Source organism: Anoxynatronum sibiricum (assembly GCF_039414295.1).
GTDB classification, from domain to species: domain Bacteria; phylum Bacillota; class Clostridia; order Peptostreptococcales; family Tindalliaceae; genus Anoxynatronum; species Anoxynatronum sibiricum.
In genome coordinates, this window is the sequence record NZ_JBCITM010000012.1 from 1 (window position 1) to 20520 (window position 20520).

A 20520-nucleotide genomic window follows, 5' to 3' on the forward strand; every position below is an offset into this window, starting at 1 on the left:
AGTGAGAAAAGCCATCAAAGAAGAAGATGCTGAACTGGTAAGCATAATGCATGACGTTGTGGAGAAGTTGGGATTTACTTTGGCAAATATATGTGTCTTGTTGGATATTGAGCAGATCATAATAGGTGGAAGAGTTGTGGATATCGGCTACGATATAAAAGGTCACTTGGAAGGAATGCTGGAATCGACAGTTCCGGTACAAACAAAAATAGCGTATGCTTCACTAAATAACGACGAAGTCATTTATGGTGGTTTTGCCCTCGCTGTTGACAGTCTTTTAAAAGATATTTCAATCTATGAGTAATTGACGAGTGATCAAGGCAAAAGAATGAATGAGACACTTAAAAACTCCCGTTTAATGGTGGGATGCTGCAGAAAAGAGGAACATGGAATGGAAATGAAGGTAGCGAGTCAAAAAGAATATGCCATTGGGGTGGATATTGGAGGAACAAAAATCCTGCTGATGGCTGCTGACAGACATGGCGTCGTCAGGCACAAGAAAAAAGTAAGTTCAACAGGAAATCTGGAGGAAATCTTCAGGCTGGTGGATATGTTTATTGAAGAAAGCAACCTTCAGCACCAAGACATTGCAGGCATGGGGATTGGCGTCCCTGGAGATATGAAAGGCACAGAGGGCATTGTAAGAGTATCTGTTCAGATGGGATGGAAAAACACTGACATTGGAGCGTTCATTAAAGGCAGGTATGCGTTTCCGGTGTTCATCAAGAATGACGTCAACTGCTCGGCCTTGGGAGAGCGCTGGTTCGGCAACGGTGATAACACAGATCATATGGTATACATATCCATTGGGACTGGGTTGGGAGGTGCCATCATTGCCAACGGCAGACTCGTGGAAGGCAACAATTATTCAGCAGGGGAGTTCGGATATATTGTGGACAAGGAAGACATTCGAGCAGGTGTTTTTAACAGTGCAGAAGGTTTTGGAAACCTGGAAAGGAAAATTGCTGGGCGCAGCCTAAGCCAAAAATCTGATGGGATCGGGTGCACTTCCAGGGAGCTGTTTAGAGAATACATCCAACAAAACAAGGCGGCTGTGGAAATTGTTGAACAGTATACCACAGATCTATCCATTCTAATTGCCAACCTGGTGAGCATCCTCAATCCGGAAATCGTGATCATCGGGGGCGGAGTCTCGGAATCAATGGGACTGATCAAAGGAATCATTACTGAGGCGGTCAACAAACTAACGATCTTCCCTGTAGACATCCGGTTATCAAAGCTGGGAGGGGAAGCAGGTGCTTATGGATGCATTTATTATGTTTTTTATGAAGGACTGCCCCAGTTGGAAAAAGTGCCGCAGGAAAAACAAAAGGCATGGCGTAAAGGCTTTGAAGCCATGTACCAGGATTGTCCGCAATAGTGGGCGAAACAGCCACTTAAGATAGCGGTGATGAGAAAAGGAGGAGGATTCAGCAATGAAAAAAATGTCAAAAAAGCTTGTATGGTTGCTCTTGTTAGTGATGGTGACAACCCTGTTTACCGCTTGTTCAGAACCAACAGCAACGTCAGCACCGGCGTCCAATGAGAGCACGGAAGTTGCAGCAGAAGTTGAAAAACCCATTAAAATTGGGATCTCGCTACCAACCCAGAGGGAAGAGAGATGGGTGTTAGACAAGGAGAATTTTGAAAGGGTTGCAGAAGAGCTGGGTGTTGAAGTGGCTGTTCAAATAGCTGATAATGATGCGGCAAGACAGCAGTCTCAGTGTGAAAACCTGATCTCACAGGGTGTGGACGTGTTGATCATCGCCCCCCATGATGGTGCGGCTGCAGCGAATATTGTGAATATGGCACATGAAGCGGGTATCAAAGTGATCTCCTATGACAGACTGATCATGAACTCGCCAGTCGATTTATACCTGACCTTTGACAGCCTCATTGTGGGAGAAATGCAGGCTGAGTGGGTTCTAAGTCAAGCACCCACAGGAAACATAGCACTTCTGGCAGGGGATCCTGGTGATTATGCAGCAGTGCTATACAGACAGGGTGCGCTGAATGTCCTTCAGCCCAAAATCGACAGTGGCGATATCACCTTGGTTTTGGATCAGGAATGCAAAGACTGGCAGCCTTCAGAAGCTCTCAGGCATATTGAGAATGTGCTGACGGTTCACAACAATGACATTCAGGGGATTGTAGCACCCAATGATGGTACTGCTGGTGCGGCTATTCAAGCCCTTGCAGCACAGGGGCTGGCAGGTAAGGTGCCTGTTTCAGGACAGGATGCAGAAGTGGATGCCATCAAAAGAATCATTGAGGGAACACAGGGAATCACCATCTTTAACGATATTCGAGATCTGGGAAGAGCAGCCATCGAATCTGCCATTAAATTTGCCAACAATGAACCAGTTGAAACAAAGAAATCTTACAACAATGGCACTCATGATATCCCCACCATCGAAGCCCCTCCTGCATTGGTGGATATCAATAACTACCTGGAGTTAGTCATTGAAAGTGGTTTTATGGACGAATCAGCACTGCAGTAAAACAGTTCAGTAATGGTGATTCAAGTCAACGGGAGATGAGAGTGGACTGGCATGGACGATCTCTGGGTCAGTCCACTCAAAAGGTGGGATCATAATGGGCCAACATATATTGGAAATGAAGCATATTACCAAAGAGTTCCCTGGGGTTCGAGCGCTGGACAATGTGAACTTTCAGGTAAAAAGAGGCGAAATACACTGTCTGGTTGGTGAAAATGGTGCAGGAAAGTCGACGCTGATGAAAATTTTGAGCGGTGTTTACCCCAGTGGAACATACGATGGGGAAATACGGATCGATGGAACATCTCAAGCGTTTCAACATGTGAAGGACAGCGAGAAAGCCGGTGTGGCCATTATTTATCAAGAACTGGCGCTGGTGAAGCAAATGAACATATGTGAAAACATTTATCTGGGCAATGAAATCACCAAAAGAGGCGTCATTGACTGGGAGCAAATGTATGTTGAAACAGAAAAAGTATTAAAGGAAGTCGGTTTAAGCATTAAACCGACTACAAAGGTACTCAGCCTGGGCATTGGAAAACAACAGTTGATAGAAATTGCTAAGGCGATTTCAAAAAAAGCGGAGTTACTGATCTTGGATGAACCCACTTCAGCATTGACTGAAAAAGAAGCAGAAAATTTATTACAACTCTTGATGGAACTGAAAAAAAAGGGTGTTACATGCATTTATATTTCTCATAAGCTTAATGAAATTTTTCAGATTGCAGACACGATAACAATCTTGAGAGACGGGCAGACCATCACCACTTGTGAGGCCCGTGAACTGGATGAAGAGAAGTTGATTGCGCTGATGGTGGGCAGAAAACTAACTCAGCGATTTCCAAAGCGAGAGCAAGTTTTGGGTGAAACGGTAATGGAAGTAAGAAACTGGACGGTTTATGATCCGGATATACCTGCAAAAAAGAAAATTAAGGATGTCAGTTTTTCTATTAAACAAGGGGAAATACTGGGATTTGCAGGGTTGATGGGCGCTGGAAGAACGGAGCTCTTTATGAGTATATTTGGGTGCTATGGTCATGCCATTACAGGTGAAATACTTGTCAACGGGAAAAAAACGAACATGACCAGTCCGCGCGATGTGATTCAGGAGGGTATCAGTTATCTCTCTGAAGACAGAAAAGGCAATGGGCTGGTGCTAACACAAAGTATCAGGGAAAATATAACAGCAGCCAGTCTCAGCGCTCTCTCAAAGTGGGGAGTTATTGATGGGAATCAAGAAGTGGTAGCGGTGGAAGGATACATAAAGGATCTTCGAATCAAAACGCCATCCATGGAGCAGAGGACAGGCAACCTTAGTGGCGGTAACCAGCAAAAAGTGGTTTTGGGAAAATGGCTGATGACAAAACCAAAGGTGCTGATATTGGATGAACCTACCAGGGGAATTGATATTGGAGCGAAATATGAAATATACAATATAATGAATGATTTAGTCAGTCAGGGAGTCTGTGTCATTATGATTTCTTCAGAACTGCCTGAAATTCTTGGAATGAGCGATCGGATCATTGTTATGTGTGAAGGCAGTATTGCAGGAGAGATTCCTGGAAAAGAAGCCGATCAAGAGAAAATCATCTATTATGCGACGGGAGGCGGTAGAAAATGAGCGAAAACATCGAGAACCTCTCTTTGCAAAAAGAGATGTCGGATAGAAAAGGCTATAAAGAAATAATGCTCACTTCAATCAGTCAGAATTTGAGGCAATATACCATGATTATTGCATTGTTCTCCATTTGGGTGATTTTTTCACTCTTGACAAACGGTATTTTTTTATCGTCCAGGAACTTGTCAAATCTGTTTCTCCAAATGGTGACCATTGGATTTCTGGCATGTGGCATGGTGTTGGTTATTGTGGCAACTCATATTGATCTCTCGGTTGGCTCGGTTGCGGGTACTTTAGGTGCGGTGGCAGCTGCGCTCATGTCAAGGCATGGCATGAATCCGTGGCTGGCGATTCTCATCACACTATGCTGCGGCATACTCGTAGGCAGCTGGCATGGCTACTGGATCTCCTACAAAGGGATCCCTGCATTTATTGTTACACTGGCCAGTATGACAGCATTCAAAGGATTAACCTTAGCCATTACGAAAGGTGCAACGATTGGTGAGTTTCCTGTGGCCTTTAAATCCATTGGTCAGGGGTACGTACCCACATTGTTTTTTGAAAACGCTGCCTATAATGACACGAGTATCATTCTAGGCATTATCTTTGTTGGTGCATTCATTTTAATAGATTTAAAGAAAAGAAACAATCGAACCAAGTATGGGTTGGAAGTGCTGCCAATGCCTTTACAAGTCATTCGAATGGTGGCATTATCTGTCACCATCATGGTTCCCTGCGTCATCATGAGCAGCTATCGCGGCATTCCCTATGCCATTCTCTTGCTAATAGCAGTCGTAGTAGTTCTGACCTTTGTCAGTCAGCACACTCGGTTTGGAAGATACATTTACGCGATTGGTGGCAATAAAGAAGCAGCAAAGCTCTCGGGCGTTAATATCAAACGAATCAACTTCTATATTTTTGTATTGATGGGACTGCTCACCGCAGTGGCATCCATTGTTTTCACGGGGAGATTAAATGCGGCCACCACTTCAGCAGGAACACTTTTTGAACTGGACGCCATTGCAGCGTGCTATATAGGGGGCACCAGCTCAACAGGCGGGGTGGGAACAATCTTTGGCGCAATCATTGGGGCATTGGTGATGGCAAGCATTGACAATGGAATGAGCTTGATGAATATACCTATTATGTACCAGTACATGATTAAGGGAGCGGTGCTGATCTTTGCAGTCTGGGTAGATTTCAGCACCAAGAAAAAAGTGGCATAGATGCCATGGATCATTGGTGGAGGACAAAAAAGCGCCACACGAGGTTGCGGAAGGGATTGCGATGATAAGTCGAACAGTGGGAAATATCAATTTGAAGATTGCGGATACTTATGAAGAAATGAGCCGGGAAGCAGCGAAGATTGTGATCACACAAGTGACCAACAAAGCGGATAGTGTATTGGGCTTAGCCACAGGCAGTACGCCCCTGGGTTTGTATGAGGAAATTGTTAAAACAAACAAGAAGAAGGAGATTGACTTTTCGAAAGTGAGAACCTTCAACTTAGATGAATATTATCCTATCCACCCCGAGGATCCTTATAGTTATGCCCATTACATGGATGTACACTTGTTTGATTATCTCAATCTTTCCCGCAAGCACATTCACCTTCCTGATGGTGCGACAACAAACGTTGAACAGGAATGCCGTGACTATGAAGCAAAAATCAAGTCGGTTGGAGGCATTGACTTACAAGTGTTGGGAATCGGAACCAATGGCCATATTGGCTTTAATGAGCCGAATCATTATTTCGAAAAGAGGACACACTTGGTCGACCTGAACCAGGAAACGATAGAGGCCAATGCACATTTTTTTGGATGCAGTTCAAAAGTGCCTTCACAAGCGATTAGTATGGGCATTGCCAGCATAATGGAAGCGAAACGAATCCTTTTATTGGCAAGTGGGAAGCAAAAGGCAGAGGTGATAGAAAAAGCGCTGTTTGGTAAAATTTCGCCCCAGTTGCCAGCATCTATCCTACAGCTTCATAAAGAAGTCTATTTGGTGTTGGATCAAGAAGCAGCAGCTAGTATTATCAATCAAGTCAAACCACCATCATGTTATTGGGGTAAAGTGCTCACGCAACAATCTTACTAAAGACACTTGTAATTCAGATACAAGACGCATCGCCTTGAATCAAGAGGCGCATGCGTCTTTCTTCGCTATTGAGAACACTGGCATACCATCGCAAATAAATGATTGGTTGACTTCAACGATCTATCAAGGTATAATTGCCTAATAAAGAATGGAGGGTCTCTAATGCAGGTTTTGAAAGAAGACGTGCGTGAAAAGATGCTGGCAGCGGCCAAAAAACTGTTTCTCAGCAAAGGGTTTGAAGGTGCCTCCATGAGTATGATTGCCAAAGAAGCAGGGGTCAGCAAAAGCAATCTGTATAACTACTTTCCTGCCAAAGAGTCCCTTTTTCAAGCTTTGGTGGGTGACGCTCTGGTTCAGATTATGGCGATGATGCACCGCATTTTTGACCATTCGCCAGAGGGGTTTGATCCCAAAGCTTTTTCCCAGCGAACTGCCAGCGCTCTGACCACCGTGCTGATGGCTTTTCGGGAAGAGATTCTGCTGCTGACAGATGCCTCTGTGGGAACCGCTTTTGAAAAAACAAAAGAAGGAATCATTCAACAAATCGAGGCTCACTCCCTCCAGGAGTTTCAGCATTTTCAAATTGAAACCAAGGGAGATCAGGCGTTCTTTATCCATTATGTGAATGCCAGCTTTGTGGAAGGGTTGCTGGAAGTGCTGCGCTGTTACAAAAGCGATGAATGGATGGCCCAAAACGTTGAAATGCTCACCGCTTACTATATCCATGGCTATTACTTTTTCTTTGCTGATGTGATCAGCTGATTTTTTTGGACTAATAAAGTCCGATCGGTCTTTATTGAACCAAATCCACTGTCAATAAGGAAGCGCCCGGTACAGTATCCAGCAATTGGCGGAAACAGCAGGCGCAGCAAGTGTGTAATCAGTTATTGCACGAAATCAAATAGTGACACGAAATCATTTATTGGAAGGAGTCAATGCAATGCAAACCAGAAAGTGTGCAATGCCCGCTGCCACAGGTAACCGGCTGGGAAGCGTGACATTCATGGTGCTGGCCGCTGCGCTGGCAATCAGTCTCATGGGGTGCCGCCTGACCGGAGCCGAAGAAATCACCGAAAGTCCCGGTATTCCTGTGGAAGTGATTCCCTTGGTCATCGCTGGGCAACAGATGGAAACACGCCATACAGGCATCATTGCGGCAGAGAAGGTGGTCACTCAGGGATTTACTTCCGGTGGAAAGGTGGAAACGCTTTTGGTTCAAGCCGGCGACCGGGTGAAAGCAGGAGATCCGCTGGCCAGCCTGGAACAGCAATCTTTTCAACATGCCCTGCATGCCGCCGAAGCACAGCTTTTGGCCGCGGAAGCCCAGTATCAGATGGCCTTGCAGGGAGGTCGGGAGGAAGCTGCTGCCATGACCCAGGCGGAGGTAACCATGGCAGAGGAGAAGCTGGCTTTTGTGAAGGAGCAAGCCCAGCGGGCAACAACCCTTTATCAGCAGGGTGCCCTTTCTCAGCAGGCATGGGAAGAAGCGGTTTTGCTGGAAATGCAGGCAGTACTTACCCTGGAACAGGCCCGTTGGAAACTGGTCATGACGCAACAGGGACTCCGGCCAGAGGAAGTTGAACAGCTGCGACAGCAGCATCTGGCAGCGGGTGCCGGCAAAGATGCACTGGCAAAGCAGTTGGAGGATGCCACGTTAACAGCTGGCTTTGACGGTTATGTGGCCAATGTGCATGTGGAGGCGGGAGAGGTGGCAGGAGCCGGTACTCCGGTGGTGACACTGGCCTCGGAAGCATTGCGGGGAATCGTTGGTCTTACCCGACAGGAGATGCAGCGAGTGAAGGTGGGGGATCTCGTGGCGGTGGAGGCAGACGGCAAGGTGTTTTCCGGCAGGGTGGAGGTGTTGCACCCCTTCCCCGACCCTCATACCCGCACCTATAAGGTGGAGATTTCCCCGGGTGAATTAACAGTTCCATCAACTTCTTCAATGGGTTCATCCACACCATCATTTGCGTGGCTGGCACCCGGTCAGGTGGTCACCGTGATTTTTCCCGGGGAAAGCCTCAGCGGCATTTGGGTGCCGGTGCAGTATGTGGCCAATGACGGCGAAGCCTATGTGTATCTGGTGGAAGACGGCCGGGCCCGGCGGCATGCTGTCACCATTGAGGTGATTCAGGAAGACCAGGTACTGATCACCGGCGTGACCCCAGGTGCACTGCTGATCACCGAAGGGGCCGCTGGCGTACGGGAAGGCGATGTTGTTGCCTGGTAAGAGCTTTAAAGTTCGAATTTCTCCCGGCAGATTTTTATTGATTCTCATAAATGTGAACGTAAATGGGTACAGGAGGCACAAAGATGCAACGATTGATAGAAACAGCGGTGAAACAGCGGCGGATCGTCTTGTTTCTGGCGGCGGCAGCGGCCCTCTTCGGGCTGTTCAGTTATCAAATGCTGCCCAAACAGGAAAATCCCATGATCAAAATCAACGCAGCCATGGTCACCACCCACTATCCGGGAGCCACCCCGGAAGAAGTGGAATCCCTGATTACCAGAGAAATAGAAGACGTTCTTTCAGAAATGGATGACTTAAAACAGCTTTTTTCTGACTCGGCGGCAGGCCTCTCAGTGGTGTTCGCCATTTATCAAGATGATGCAGATATCGACAAGGCCAATCAACAGGTGCGTGAAAAACTGGAAAATATGAAGGGCAGGCTTCCTGAGGGCAGCAGTCATCCGGCGATTGCCACCAATCTGGGAGAATCTGCCGGGTTTATGATCAGTTTATCCGGTGGCAGTTACAGCAATGAGCAGCTCACCGCATTTGGAGAAACAATGGAAGCCGCCCTGCGGGGAATCAACGGTCTTTACAAAACAACCCTGCTGGGAACTGTGGAAAAGCAAGTCGCAGTGGAAATTAAGCAGGCAGAACTGAACCAGGTGGGGCTCTCTCTCCGGGAACTCAATGAACTGCTCTGGGGGCAGCAACTGGAAATGCCGGCGGGCAGCCTTCCCTACGACGCAGGGCCCCTAACAGTGACCACCGAAACGGCCTATAGAACAGTGGCAGATGTGGCTGGTCAGGTAGTGGCAGTTTCCCCGGAGACGGGAAGCTTGTTGAAACTGAAAGACTTGGCCAGGGTGGAAATGGCATATGAGGAAGATGCGGCCAGCATCCTTCAGGGCGAGGCGCCGGCATTACTGCTGGCCGGCTATTTTCGGGAAGATCAAAATATGATTCCTGTGGGGAAAGAGGTGCGGCAACAACTGGCAGCAGTGGCAGAGCAGCTGCCGCCGGATCTGGTGATCACTGAAGTGACCTTTCAGCCCCGGGATGTGGAACGGAGCATGACCCACTTCATCGGAAGTCTGCTGATGGGCATGGGGCTGGTAGTAGTGATGATATTGATGGGCATGGGTTTGCGCAATGCCCTGGTGGTATCCGCAGGCATTCCCCTGGCGGTGCTGGGCACCTTTTCTCTTATGAGAGTTACAGCCATCACCTTTCAAAGCGTGTCCCTGGCAGGGTTGATGATTGCCCTGGGGATGATTGTGGATAACAACATTGTCATCAGCGATGCCATTCAGAACCGCTTTGATGAAGGGGTCGATAGAGAAACCGCCGCCATTGAAGCCGTTGGGGAGATTGCCATCCCCGTATTCACCTCCACCCTCACCACCATGGCAGCTTTCCTGCCTCTGATGTTCATCTCCGGCGATGTGGGCCAGTTCATGCACAGCCTGCCCCGGGTGGTGATGTTCGCGCTGATGGCATCTTTTCTCACCGCAATACTGGTAACGCCGGCATTCATGACCTTGACAATGACGCCCAGAAAGCAGCGTTTTAGTGATGAAGTGCTGGCAAAAGGCAGCCGCTTTTTTGTCCGGCTGCTGCAAAAATCCGCCCGGCAAAAAGGGTGGGTGCTGCTGGCCGTCGGCGGCTTCTTTCTTCTCACCATGGCAGGGGTGGTTCCCCGCCTGCCACTGGCCTTCTTTCCCAAAGCCGACAAAGAAGTGCTCTATGTGGAAACCTATGTGGAACGGGCGGGAGACATCGAGAAAACAGAAGTCATCGCCCGGCAGATCAATGCACTGCTGGAGGCAGAACCGGAAGTGGTGCAGGTAACCACCGGTGTGGGCACGCCTCTGCTGAAGTTCTACACCACCATGATGCCGGTGGCCCCACAGCCAGAACTAACCCGAGCCATTGTCACCTTTGATCTTGGCCGGAGTCAGCGGTTTACGACAAAAGACCAGTTGGCCATGCATCTGCAGGACCAGCTGGATGCCCAGGTGGCAGGTGCCAGGACAACGGTAAGGCTGTTGGAACTGTCTGATCCTGCCTCTCCGGTGACCATCCGCCTGAGGGGAGAAAGTTTAAACCAGTTGAAACACGTCGCCATGGAAGTGGAGCAGGCACTGAAAAACCTGCCGGGTACCATGAACGTGGCCAGTAATGCCAGTGACAGTGCCTACCAGTACCAGGTGACTGTGGCGGGAGATCAGGCGGCGCTGGCAGGGTTGATGCATGCCGATGTTCAACAGGAAGTGAGCCTGGCCCTCTTCGGCAGCCGTCGGGCGGTATTACGCCAGGAAGGCAAAGCCTATGGTATTCAGGTAAAAAGTGACATAGCCACCGTGGCAGATCTGGAGCAAATGGGCATCAAATCAAGCTTAACGGGAGAAAAAGTGCCTTTGGTACAGGTGGCTGAAGTGAAACTGGTGCCGCAAATAGAGCGCATCAGCCGCTTTAACCAGGAACGAAGCGTGGTCGTTACCAGTGATATCCGCCCTGGTTACAGCGCAGTGGCAGTGAGCAATGCCCTGGAAGAACAGATAAAAAACGGGTGGGATACCCAGGGCGTGACCGTCTCCTTTGAGGGAGAACGGGAAGATATCGATGACAACTTTTCCCATATGGGAATCTTGGGATTCTTTACCCTGTGCCTGATTTATGCTATTCTGCTCATGGAGTTCAAGTCCTTTCGAGATCCGCTGATGATCCTTTTCACAGTACCCCTTTCAATGACAGGTGCTCTGCTGGGTCTCTGGCTCTTCAGACAGCCCCTTTCTCTCACAGCGTTGCTGGGAATCATCAGCCTCATGGGAATCGTGGTGAACAACGCCATTCTGTTAGTGGACCATATCAAAGGGGGACGGCGCCAGGGAAAAACCGGCGAAAAAGCCTGCTATGATGCCGTGCAAATGCGATTTCGACCCATTGTTCTCAGCACTGTCACCACCATCATGGGTCTCATGCCCCTGGCCTTATCCACCAGTGAGCTGTTCAAACCTATGGCCATTGCCCTTATCTGCGGTTTGCTGTTGGCCACCTTACTGACACTGGTGATGATTCCCCTTCTGTACCAATGGATGGAAGAAGGGTTTACCGGAATGATGAAAGCCTCCGTTCATGAAACATTTGAGGAGTAATAACCGTCTAAGATAACGGAGGAGTTGTTACCATGAAAAAAACCATCCCCGTCAGCCTTTTACTGATGCTGATCATGGGAATACTGACAAGTCGTGCCCCAGCCCATGCAAACCCAATCCACTCAAACTCAGTAAATACAAACCCAGTCACAGCAGGCAGCCTCTGGGAAAACCAGGCCACTTTGCCGTTGACACCGGAAGAACAGAGGCGGTTGTTGTACGACATCCTTTACCATCTCCACGAACTGGAAGAAATGAGTGTTGGCATCATCCTGTCGCCGGAAATCATCATTCCCATTGATGAATGGCTTCCTCTGGAAAGTCAGGAAGAACGCTTACAAGCATTGGAAGGAAAGGAGATTCGTGTGATGCAACAACCCCCTGGCATTACCAAAAAACCGGAAAGAATCAACGTCATCGTGAACCAGGAACATCCCTTGCCGGCAGACTATGTGCCGGAGAACCTGGTCACGCCCAAGGTGCCTGTCATGTATTCCGGCGAAGCCAGTCTGTTGAGAAAAGAAGCCGCCGACGCACTGGAAACCATGGTGGCGGAAGCCCTTAGGGTAACGGGAGAAGAACTGATTCTGCGTTCAGGCTACCGCTCCTATGCCACCCAGCGCTACCTTTTTAATACCAGAGCCCAAGAGAGGGGCGAGGCTGTGGCCAACCGTTCCACCGCCCGGCCGGGCGAGAGCGAACATCAAACAGGGTTGGCCGCAGACATCACCTCTCCCGGTGTGAGGCGGCAGTTGACCACCCGCTTTGGCGAAACGCCTGAAGGCAAATGGCTCCAGGAAAACGCCCACCATTACGGCTTCATTCTCCGGTATCCGGCAGGCAAAGAAGCCATCACCGGGTACATCTATGAGCCCTGGCACTTTCGATATGTGGGTCCCGGCCTGGCTGCCCGTCTCTACGAGTCCGGCTTGACAATGGAAGAAGAGTTGGCTCTGTCACTTACCAACAACGAGATATAATAGACAACGACAATATATTAATTAAGCCTGAAACCCGCTGAAAAAAGTGGGGTTCAGGCTTTGTTGATGTGGTTGAAAATCGCGTGCTGTTCTCGGGTCTCTGCGCATACATCAACCTCGAGGCTGATGATTTCACTGCTTAATTCAAAGAGTCAGAATGAACAGGTAGGTGCAAAATAGACACAGGTGAAGCAGGCATTGCGAGAAGCACGTAAATATCATATACTATACTCAAAAAACGAACAACTGGTCGTACGCAAAGGAGAGATTTGGATGGACAAAAAGAATGAAATACTTCAAGCCATGTTTGTTCTTTTTTCGCAGAAGGGGTATCAGGCATCCATAGCTGACCTGGCCAAACAAGTTAATTTGAAGCCATCCTCAATTTATAGTCACTTTGGAAGTAAAGATGAAATCGTGTTCTTGACAGTCGAACAGGAAGTCAATGAGTTCTTCGGGTGTATGGAAACTGCCGGACAGAAAAGTGACAGTCCGGAAAAAACCTTGTACAATCTGCTGCAGGCAGTATTGGATTACTTTAAGGATCATAACAGACTTCGATTCTGGAAAAGCATTGTTTTGATTCAGCAAGTTGAATTGAGAAAGCAGTGTCAAATACTGATACGACAACGTGAACAAGCACATATTCATTTCGTGGAGGGCCTTTTCGAAACAATGATTTTGGAAGGCAACCTCAGTCAGAATTGCAAGAAAGGAGCGCTAAGCCTGTACCTTTGTTTGGGCAATGGTCTGTTGGATATCATGCTGGCAAATCAGGAAGAATCATTTGACTTTGAATCTTTTGCAGAAGACTCATGGCAGTTTTATCAGATGGCAATCCGCTAATGAAGTGGAGGAATGAGAGTTGAAACGATTCAAAGATAGTAGAGAGCAAACCCGCAAACGTCGAAGACGCCGTTATCAGGCGTTACCAGCTGAGAAGCTCATGACAGCGAAGGAAAATGCATTTCATGATGTGATGATGAAGATCCCTGCTTTGGCGGTGCAGGGCTATCGCATGGATGGCACAACTGTTTACTGGAATGAAGCCTCTGAAAAACTATACGGCTATACTCAGAAGGAAGCCCTGGGAAAGAGCCTGTTGAGTTTAATCATTCCACCCGAAATGCACAAACAAGTTAAAGAACACATCCGGGTCATGAGTCGAACCAAAATACCAGTACCGGCGGGAGAGTTAACCCTGAAGCATCGTGAGGGAACACCTGTGGAAGTGTTTTCCAGTCACAGTATCATCACTTTGAAAAATGGAGACACCTATTTGTATTGCTTTGACATTGACCTGTCAGAAAGAAATGCTATCCGGGAAACCATGAGAATGTCAGAAGAGAGGTACCGGTTGATCAATCAAGTATCCGGAACTGGTTCCTGGGAGTACAACGCTGAGACGAGGAAAGACTGGTACAGCCCTATGTATTTCAATATGCTGGGTTATGACGAAACAGAGTTCTTGTCACCAGAAGGTAGTGGCTTTGTGAATGCCTGGCAAATTCTCATTCATCCAGATGAACGGGTGAATGCTCAAGAACATCTTGATCGTTATCTTGCTGGAGGATCAAAAGGACTTTATGAAGCTACTTTTCGGATGAAACGGAAAGATGGCACATGGGCCTGGATCCTCTCCCGAGGAAAGACCCTGCAGGACGAAAATGGCCATCCAACCAGTCTGACGGTGGGAACGCATGTTGACATTACCCACAGTAAACAGATTCAACTTGAACTGGAAATCAAGAATCAGGAACTGACAGAAGCCAAGGCTGCTGCCGAAGTTGCCGATCGGGTCAAATCCCAGTTTTTGGCCAATATGAGCCATGAACTGCGCACCCCCTTAAATGGTCTCATGGGAATGACGCAGTTAATGCAACTGACCGAACTCACCGAAGAACAGGCAGAATACCTGAACTACACCATCCAGTCATGCAAATCCCTTGTGACAGTTGTCGAAGAGATCCTCAACTACACCAGCATGGAAATAATAATGCAAAAACGAAGAGAAGAGTCCTTTCATCTGGAAGATCTTCTAAAAGAAGTGGCAGAACTGCATCAACCCACTGCCATTAACAAAGGACTTGTTTTAAGCACCCATCGGGCACAAAGCCTGCCCAATGAACTGGTGGGGGACCGCTTTAAGCTGAAGCAGATATTGGGTAATCTGGTGGGGAACGCAGTGAAGTTTACAGAATCCGGCACTGTCCAACTGGTTGCAAGTCAAGAGGTCGGCAAAGCTGATCCGGGACGCATTCGAATCACTTTTCGGGTGAAAGACACAGGCATCGGTATTCCAAAAGAAAAACTGGACCACATCTTCCAACAGTTTAGCCAGGCAGATGAATCGGATACCCGAAAATATGGTGGACTGGGCCTGGGTCTGGCAGTGGCAAGGAAACTGGCGGCGATAATCGGATACTCCCTTACTGCAGAAAGCACACCGGGAAAAGGCAGTGTGTTTACCCTCACGGGTGAAATGCGCTGGGTGAGTAAAGCAGAGATGGAGGCCTTGAAATCGTTAAAAAAACACAAAAAGCAATAATGTCAATAAAAACATGTAAATCTTTAAAAGAAGTGATTATGGACCACAGAAATATGGTAATATAGTCATTAAAACAAGCGGAAGCGAAGTGCTCAGAAAGTTTTCTTGAAAGATAAAACGATGCAAATAATTAACGGACACGAAGAATCCAGGGTCTTATTTGGACGCTTTAACCCTGGAGGAGTGAGTAGCGTAACCGGCCGCTTTTTTAGTTTGGCCGGTTTTTGTGTGTGACAAAAGACAGTTCTTCGTATTGAAAGGATGAAAAAAATGGGAAAAGAGACCACGACAACGCTCTACCAAAAAATCCGGAAAATACTGGAATCTCATTTACCCGCCGGGGAACTGACTGTACAGGTTGTGGAGAAGTTGGTGGATGAAGTCAGCACGTATCATCAGGAACTGGAGCATCAAAATCAGCAGCTTGTGAAGCAGGAAGATAGTTTAAGAAAATTAATTGATGAATGCATAGAAGATGCCCATACTTTTCAAAACCTTTTTGAAGAAGCACCTGTTGCCTACATGGTACTGAATGAAACCTTCGAAATCAAACAAATTAACAGCCAAGGCCGCATGCTTGTGGAACTGCCTGATCAACCATTGAAAGGGCAGCAATTTCTGAGGTTGTTGACACAAGAAAGCCAAAATGAGTTGGAGCATTATCTCCGCGAGGTGGAGGATGGCCAAGAGCCCAGTCCCATTTTTGTGAAAATGCAGACGAAAACGGGTCGGCGGTGGATTCGTCTGGAAGCAGTCAAGACGAAAATTCATCATGAAGAACAATGGAGACTTGCCCTATTTGATGATACTGAGGAAGTTGAAAATAAAGAAAAGCTTAAACAAACACTGCATCAATACCAACATCAGATGAAGCTGTTGGCGGCGCTGGTGGAACACAGCGACAGTATCGCAGTTGTCAAAGACCTGAACCTTCGTGTAATGGCAACCAACACCGCATTTGCACAAATAGCCGGATATGAAAAACCGGAAGACTTGTTGGGAAAAACAGATGCAGAAATATTCGGCATTTCTCCAAATATCGAACCTATCCGAAGCTACATGGAAGATGAACAACAGGTACAACAGCTGAATCCGGGAGAGTATTTGATAAAAGAAGAACTGGTTTTCACAAATTCTGGCGAAAAAAAGACGGTGCTTACAAAGAAGTTCCCCATCTATGATGAAACAGGAAAACTACAGGGAACCGGCAATATCTCTCTGGATATCACAGACCGTAAACAACTGGAAGAAGATCTGGCCCAATATACCAGTATCTTGGAACAGAACAATGAAGCACTGAAGCTTGCCGCAAACAAAGCTGAAGCTGCAACCCAGGCCAAAAGCCAGTTTTTGGCCAACATGAGCCATGAAATCCGCACCCCAATGAACGGTATTTTAGGGTTTTTGCAGCTGTTGGAAGAAACACAACTGAGCCGACAGCAAATCCAGTACATCGCCTATATTAAAACATCCACAGAAACCCTTTTGACATTAATCAACGATATTTTAGACTTCAGCAAAATAGAATCCGGAAAAATGGAACTGGAAAACATCCCATTTGACCTCCGATCTGCCGTGGAAGATGCTGTTATGGGCCAAGCTCACCGAGGCCAGAGTAAAGGATTGGAAATGAATCTGCAGCTTCATCCGGGTTTGCCCCATCAGGTCAAAGGTGACCCTACCCGGTTTCGGCAGATCCTCACCAACCTCATCAGTAATGCTGTCAAGTTCACTGAAAAAGGTCATGTCACCATTGCCTGTCATGAAATTGAAAAAGCAGAAAACTACAGCACGGTTGAAATTGCAATCACCGACACTGGGATAGGGATCCCGCAAGAAGCTTTGGAAACCTTGTTCCAAACCTTCACCCAAGTTGACGCTTCCACAACCCGGGAATATGGCGGCAGTGGGCTGGGGCTGGCTATCACGCGGGATCTGGTAAAACTCATGGGCGGAAACATCAGCGTCAACAGCACCCTTGGTCAGGGCAGTACCTTTATCGTTACCCTGCCGCTGCCCATGGACGATACGCCGGTGCAAACCTTGACAGATCACCAGGTTCTAAAAGGAAAACACATCCACATTGTAGACGATGTGGCACTGAACCGGGAAATTTTGCGCAGTTACCTGGAAGAAGCCGGTTGTCAGGTCACAGAAAGCACTCGTGGAGTGGACGTCATCGACCGGTTGATCAAACAGGCTCGGCGGAATGAACCAGTCCACGCTGTTGTCATGGATCAACAGATGCCCGGCATGAGCGGAGATGACTTGGCTGCAGCCTTAAAGGTCATCTCTGATACCAAAGAGATACCCCTTTGCCTGGTCACTTCTGCGGGGCAATATGGAAAAGCTTCACATGCAACAAAGATGGGATTTGATGCATACCTGACAAAACCTATGCGGCGGCGGGACTTACTGGATACCATTGCCAGCCTGGTGATAAAGGACACGCAATTAGACGAAGCAGTGCCCCTCATTACCCGGCATACCCTGCGGGAAGCTCATCATCGGCAGAAGATCAGGGTATTGGTGGCAGAGGATCATGCCGTCAATCGCGACCTGATGGTTCAGCTGCTCCGAAATCGGGGCATGCGATGTGACGTGGTTCAAAATGGACAGGAAGCCCTGCAGGCATGCCAGCAGGAAATCTATGATCTCATCCTGATGGACGTCCAGATGCCAGTAATGGATGGACTGGAAGCCACCCGTCAAATTCGAAATCTCAAACTGGCACAACAGCCTAAAATTGTTGCAATGACTGCTCATGCCATGAAAGAAGACGAGGTTAGATGCCTAAAGGCCGGCATGGATGCATATATGTCTAAACCCATTAATATTGAGCAGGTAAACTCCCTTCTTCAGGAAGGCATCGTCCATTATGATGACCGATTGAAACAGGACTTGACAGAGACTGAAGGCATACAGATAAGCATGAGGACAGAAATGTTGAAGCAAATGGTGCAGCAAATAGGATTCGACGAAGAAACAGCGGAATCATTGCTGACAAAAGCCGTTGAGGATTGGCACAAGCTCATTGACGATACAGCCGCAGCCGCTGAGCAGGGTCGGTTTGAAGAGGCGACAAAATCCATGCACAAGCTGATCGGTTCTGCCGCTAACTTGCGGGCGAAAGCATTGGCCCAACTGGCAATCAAAGCAGAGGTTCAGACTGCTGCGGAAGACAAAGAAAGTCTGCGAAAAACACTGGCGAAAATCCAGACAATGCTGCAACAGATTGAATCAGACAAAAACTGAAAATAGAATGAACTGAAGCATCATAAATGAAGTGATTAAGCACTGAGTGGACGATCAATATAATAGGGCAACTGGAGGGGTCGATTGAGTGGAAAAATCCATTTTTGCTTCGGTTCATTCAATGGATCATGAGCAGCGGTAGTTTGATAAAATGAAACAAAGAACTAATAGTTTTAATTTTGAAAACGGCATAGCAACACGGTGGTGGACAATCAATTTTTCTGGTAAAATGAGAAAAAGGACCTATCTCAAGAGATTCATCCAAAGGGAAGGTCACCAGAAAAGTGGTTTCAAACGAGAGGGGAAAACCGGTGTGTCGCTATCCAGCCGACAGGCTCAGCACATGATACAGGAAGCACCCATAGCCATTGCGCACCACCGCTTGCTGGTGGATGACAATGGCTTGCCCTGCGATTATGAAATTTTGTCGGTCAACCAGGCTTTCGAAGAAATGATGAAACTGTCGGCAGGCAAAATAACGGGGCGCCGCATGAGCCAGTTGTTTCCGCAGATGGTCGGCAGTGCCTTTGATTGGATCGGCTTTGCTGGTGAGGTGGCCCTGAAGGGTGGCCGTCAGGTGACGGAGCAGCCCATGTTTTCCGATGAAATCTGGCACCGGGTGGTGGTGGAGTCCGTTGGTGACGGTTGTTTCACCTTCTATATATCTGAGATCACCATGGAAAAACGGCTGATTGCCATCTCTGAGAAGCTGCTGACAATGCCCCAGGGAGAGTTGGATGCCCAATGGGTGGCAGATGAGGTTCGTTTTATTTCTGGAGCCAAGTATGCCACCTTCGACCTTTACCGACCGGATGGCCGTTCTTCGGTGACGATGGCCGTAAGTGGTACCCATGGTCACGTGGAGAAGGCCTCTCGCATTCTCGGTTTTAATTTGGTGGGAAAAGTCTGGACCTACAACGAGTCCATGATTGAGCGAAGCAGGGGAGCCGTAGTGCGTGAAGGCCTGCGCATGAGAGATTTAATGGATGACAGCGTGCCTGCCGCTGTCATATACGTGATTGAAAAAACCTTTGGAATAGAAGAAATGGTGGCCGTCAGCATCGAAAAAGACGAGAAGCTCATCGGTGATTTTATATTGATCATGGCAAAGGGAAATAAACTGCAAAATCATAACCTGGTGGAAATTTTCGCCCGTCTGGCGGGCATGTCTCTGGAACGGAAACGGATTGAGCGGGTGCTGAAAGAAAGTGAAGAGAAGTTTCGTTCCTTCTTTGCCACGGCACCGGGGGGGCTGACCATTCGATCTGTGGAAACGGGTGAGCTGCTGGATGCCAACCCGGCAGCCCTGGCCATGAGCGGCTGTGATACGCTGGAAGAAATGAAGGCCATCAATGAATGGGCAGGCCCTCCCTATACCATGGAAAGAGGCGTTGAAATCTTTCGCCAGGCAGTGGAAGCGGGGGCACAGCGTTTTGAATGGCTTGCCCGGCGTGCCGACGGCACCACCTACTGGCAGGATGTGCTCCTCACCATTGTGGAGATTGACGGTGTGAAACGGGCACTGGCCAATTCGCTGGATATCACCCGCAACAAAGAAATGCAAAGGGAGATTGAATACCTGAGCTATCACGACCAGCTAACAGGAATGTACAACCGGCGCTATTATGAAGAAACTTTGAACCGGCTGGAAAAAGAGGGGATTCTTCCATTGTCGTTGGTAATGCTGGATGTGAATGGACTGAAAATGGCCAACGACGTGTATGGGCACCAAATCGGTGATGAGCTGCTGCGGCGGATGGCCCTGATACTGGAGAGTGTCTGCACCCAGAGTGAAATCTGTGCTCGCATCGGAGGCGATGAATTTATCATTCTGTTACCAGAAAAAGATGCTGCGGCTGCCAAAGTCCTGGAAGAAAAGGTCTTACAGGCAATGGCGATGGATGAAGAGTCGCCGATTCCCCTGTTGGCGGCAGTGGGATGTGCCACCAAAACCCATGAACGGCAGGATGTGCTGGAAGTGTTGCGACAGGCTGAAAAGCGGATGTATGAGCACAAGTTCAACCAGCGGCAGTTTATTTGAAGGGCAATCATTAAAAAAGGAAGCGGCCCTGAAAAAAGCCATCAATGAGAATGGCAGTCAGGGCCGTTTTCCTGTTGGGGAGACCAAGGAAATGC

The 20520-nt window shown here is 48.1% G+C and carries 14 protein-coding genes and 1 riboswitch; all 14 genes read left to right on the forward strand.

What is annotated here, in order from left to right; all coding sequences use genetic code 11:
* Positions 1-304: ROK family protein (locus tag AAIG11_RS11640; RefSeq protein ID WP_343186425.1), on the forward strand; the 304-nt coding region annotated here is incomplete at its 5' end.
* A gap of 87 nt (positions 305-391) precedes the next feature.
* Positions 392-1381 (forward strand): ROK family protein, encoded by a 990-nt coding sequence (locus AAIG11_RS11645; protein ID WP_343186426.1) that lies wholly within the window; start codon positions 392-394, stop codon positions 1379-1381.
* Between the two features lie 55 nt (positions 1382-1436).
* The gene (locus tag AAIG11_RS11650) at positions 1437-2501 is read left to right on the forward strand and encodes a sugar ABC transporter substrate-binding protein (RefSeq protein ID WP_343186427.1); all 1065 of its coding nucleotides are present in this window, start codon (positions 1437-1439) and stop codon (positions 2499-2501) included.
* Positions 2502-2595: 94 nt separating this feature from the next.
* A complete protein-coding gene (locus tag AAIG11_RS11655) occupies positions 2596-4119 on the forward strand; it encodes a xylose ABC transporter ATP-binding protein (protein ID WP_343186428.1) in 1524 nt (507 codons plus the stop codon).
* Positions 4116-5342, forward strand: coding sequence for a sugar ABC transporter permease (locus AAIG11_RS11660; RefSeq protein WP_343186429.1), 1227 nt, complete (start codon positions 4116-4118; stop codon positions 5340-5342). Before AAIG11_RS11655 ends, AAIG11_RS11660 begins: the two co-directional genes overlap by 4 nt.
* A gap of 85 nt (positions 5343-5427) precedes the next feature.
* On the forward strand, positions 5428-6213 hold the full coding sequence (gene nagB / locus AAIG11_RS11665) for a glucosamine-6-phosphate deaminase (RefSeq protein WP_425499421.1): 786 nt from the start codon (positions 5428-5430) through the stop codon (positions 6211-6213).
* Positions 6214-6375: 162 nt separating this feature from the next.
* Complete coding sequence (locus AAIG11_RS11670; RefSeq protein ID WP_343186430.1) at positions 6376-6975, forward strand: TetR/AcrR family transcriptional regulator; 600 nt, start codon at positions 6376-6378, stop codon at positions 6973-6975.
* 178 nt (positions 6976-7153) lie between these two features.
* Entirely contained in the window at positions 7154-8443 is a 1290-nt protein-coding gene (locus AAIG11_RS11675) for an efflux RND transporter periplasmic adaptor subunit (protein WP_343186431.1), read from the forward strand.
* A gap of 83 nt (positions 8444-8526) precedes the next feature.
* Positions 8527-11601 (forward strand): efflux RND transporter permease subunit, encoded by a 3075-nt coding sequence (locus AAIG11_RS11680; RefSeq protein ID WP_343186432.1) that lies wholly within the window; start codon positions 8527-8529, stop codon positions 11599-11601.
* Positions 11602-11633: 32 nt separating this feature from the next.
* Entirely contained in the window at positions 11634-12581 is a 948-nt protein-coding gene (locus AAIG11_RS11685; RefSeq protein ID WP_343186433.1) for a M15 family metallopeptidase, read from the forward strand.
* Positions 12582-12854: 273 nt separating this feature from the next.
* Positions 12855-13427 (forward strand): TetR/AcrR family transcriptional regulator, encoded by a 573-nt coding sequence (locus AAIG11_RS11690; protein WP_343186434.1) that lies wholly within the window; start codon positions 12855-12857, stop codon positions 13425-13427.
* A gap of 19 nt (positions 13428-13446) precedes the next feature.
* Positions 13447-15129 carry a PAS domain-containing sensor histidine kinase gene (locus AAIG11_RS11695; protein WP_343186435.1) on the forward strand — a complete coding sequence of 561 codons (1683 nt, stop codon included), beginning with the start codon at positions 13447-13449 and terminating at the stop codon, positions 15127-15129.
* A gap of 127 nt (positions 15130-15256) precedes the next feature.
* A riboswitch (cyclic di-GMP riboswitch) is annotated at positions 15257-15340 on the forward strand.
* 59 nt (positions 15341-15399) lie between these two features.
* Positions 15400-18384 carry a response regulator gene (locus AAIG11_RS11700; RefSeq protein WP_343186436.1) on the forward strand — a complete coding sequence of 995 codons (2985 nt, stop codon included), beginning with the start codon at positions 15400-15402 and terminating at the stop codon, positions 18382-18384.
* Between the two features lie 313 nt (positions 18385-18697).
* Positions 18698-20425: a diguanylate cyclase domain-containing protein gene (locus tag AAIG11_RS11705; protein WP_343186437.1), complete on the forward strand. Its 1728-nt coding sequence runs from the start codon at positions 18698-18700 to the stop codon at positions 20423-20425.
* The last annotated feature ends 95 nt before the right edge of the window (positions 20426-20520 follow it).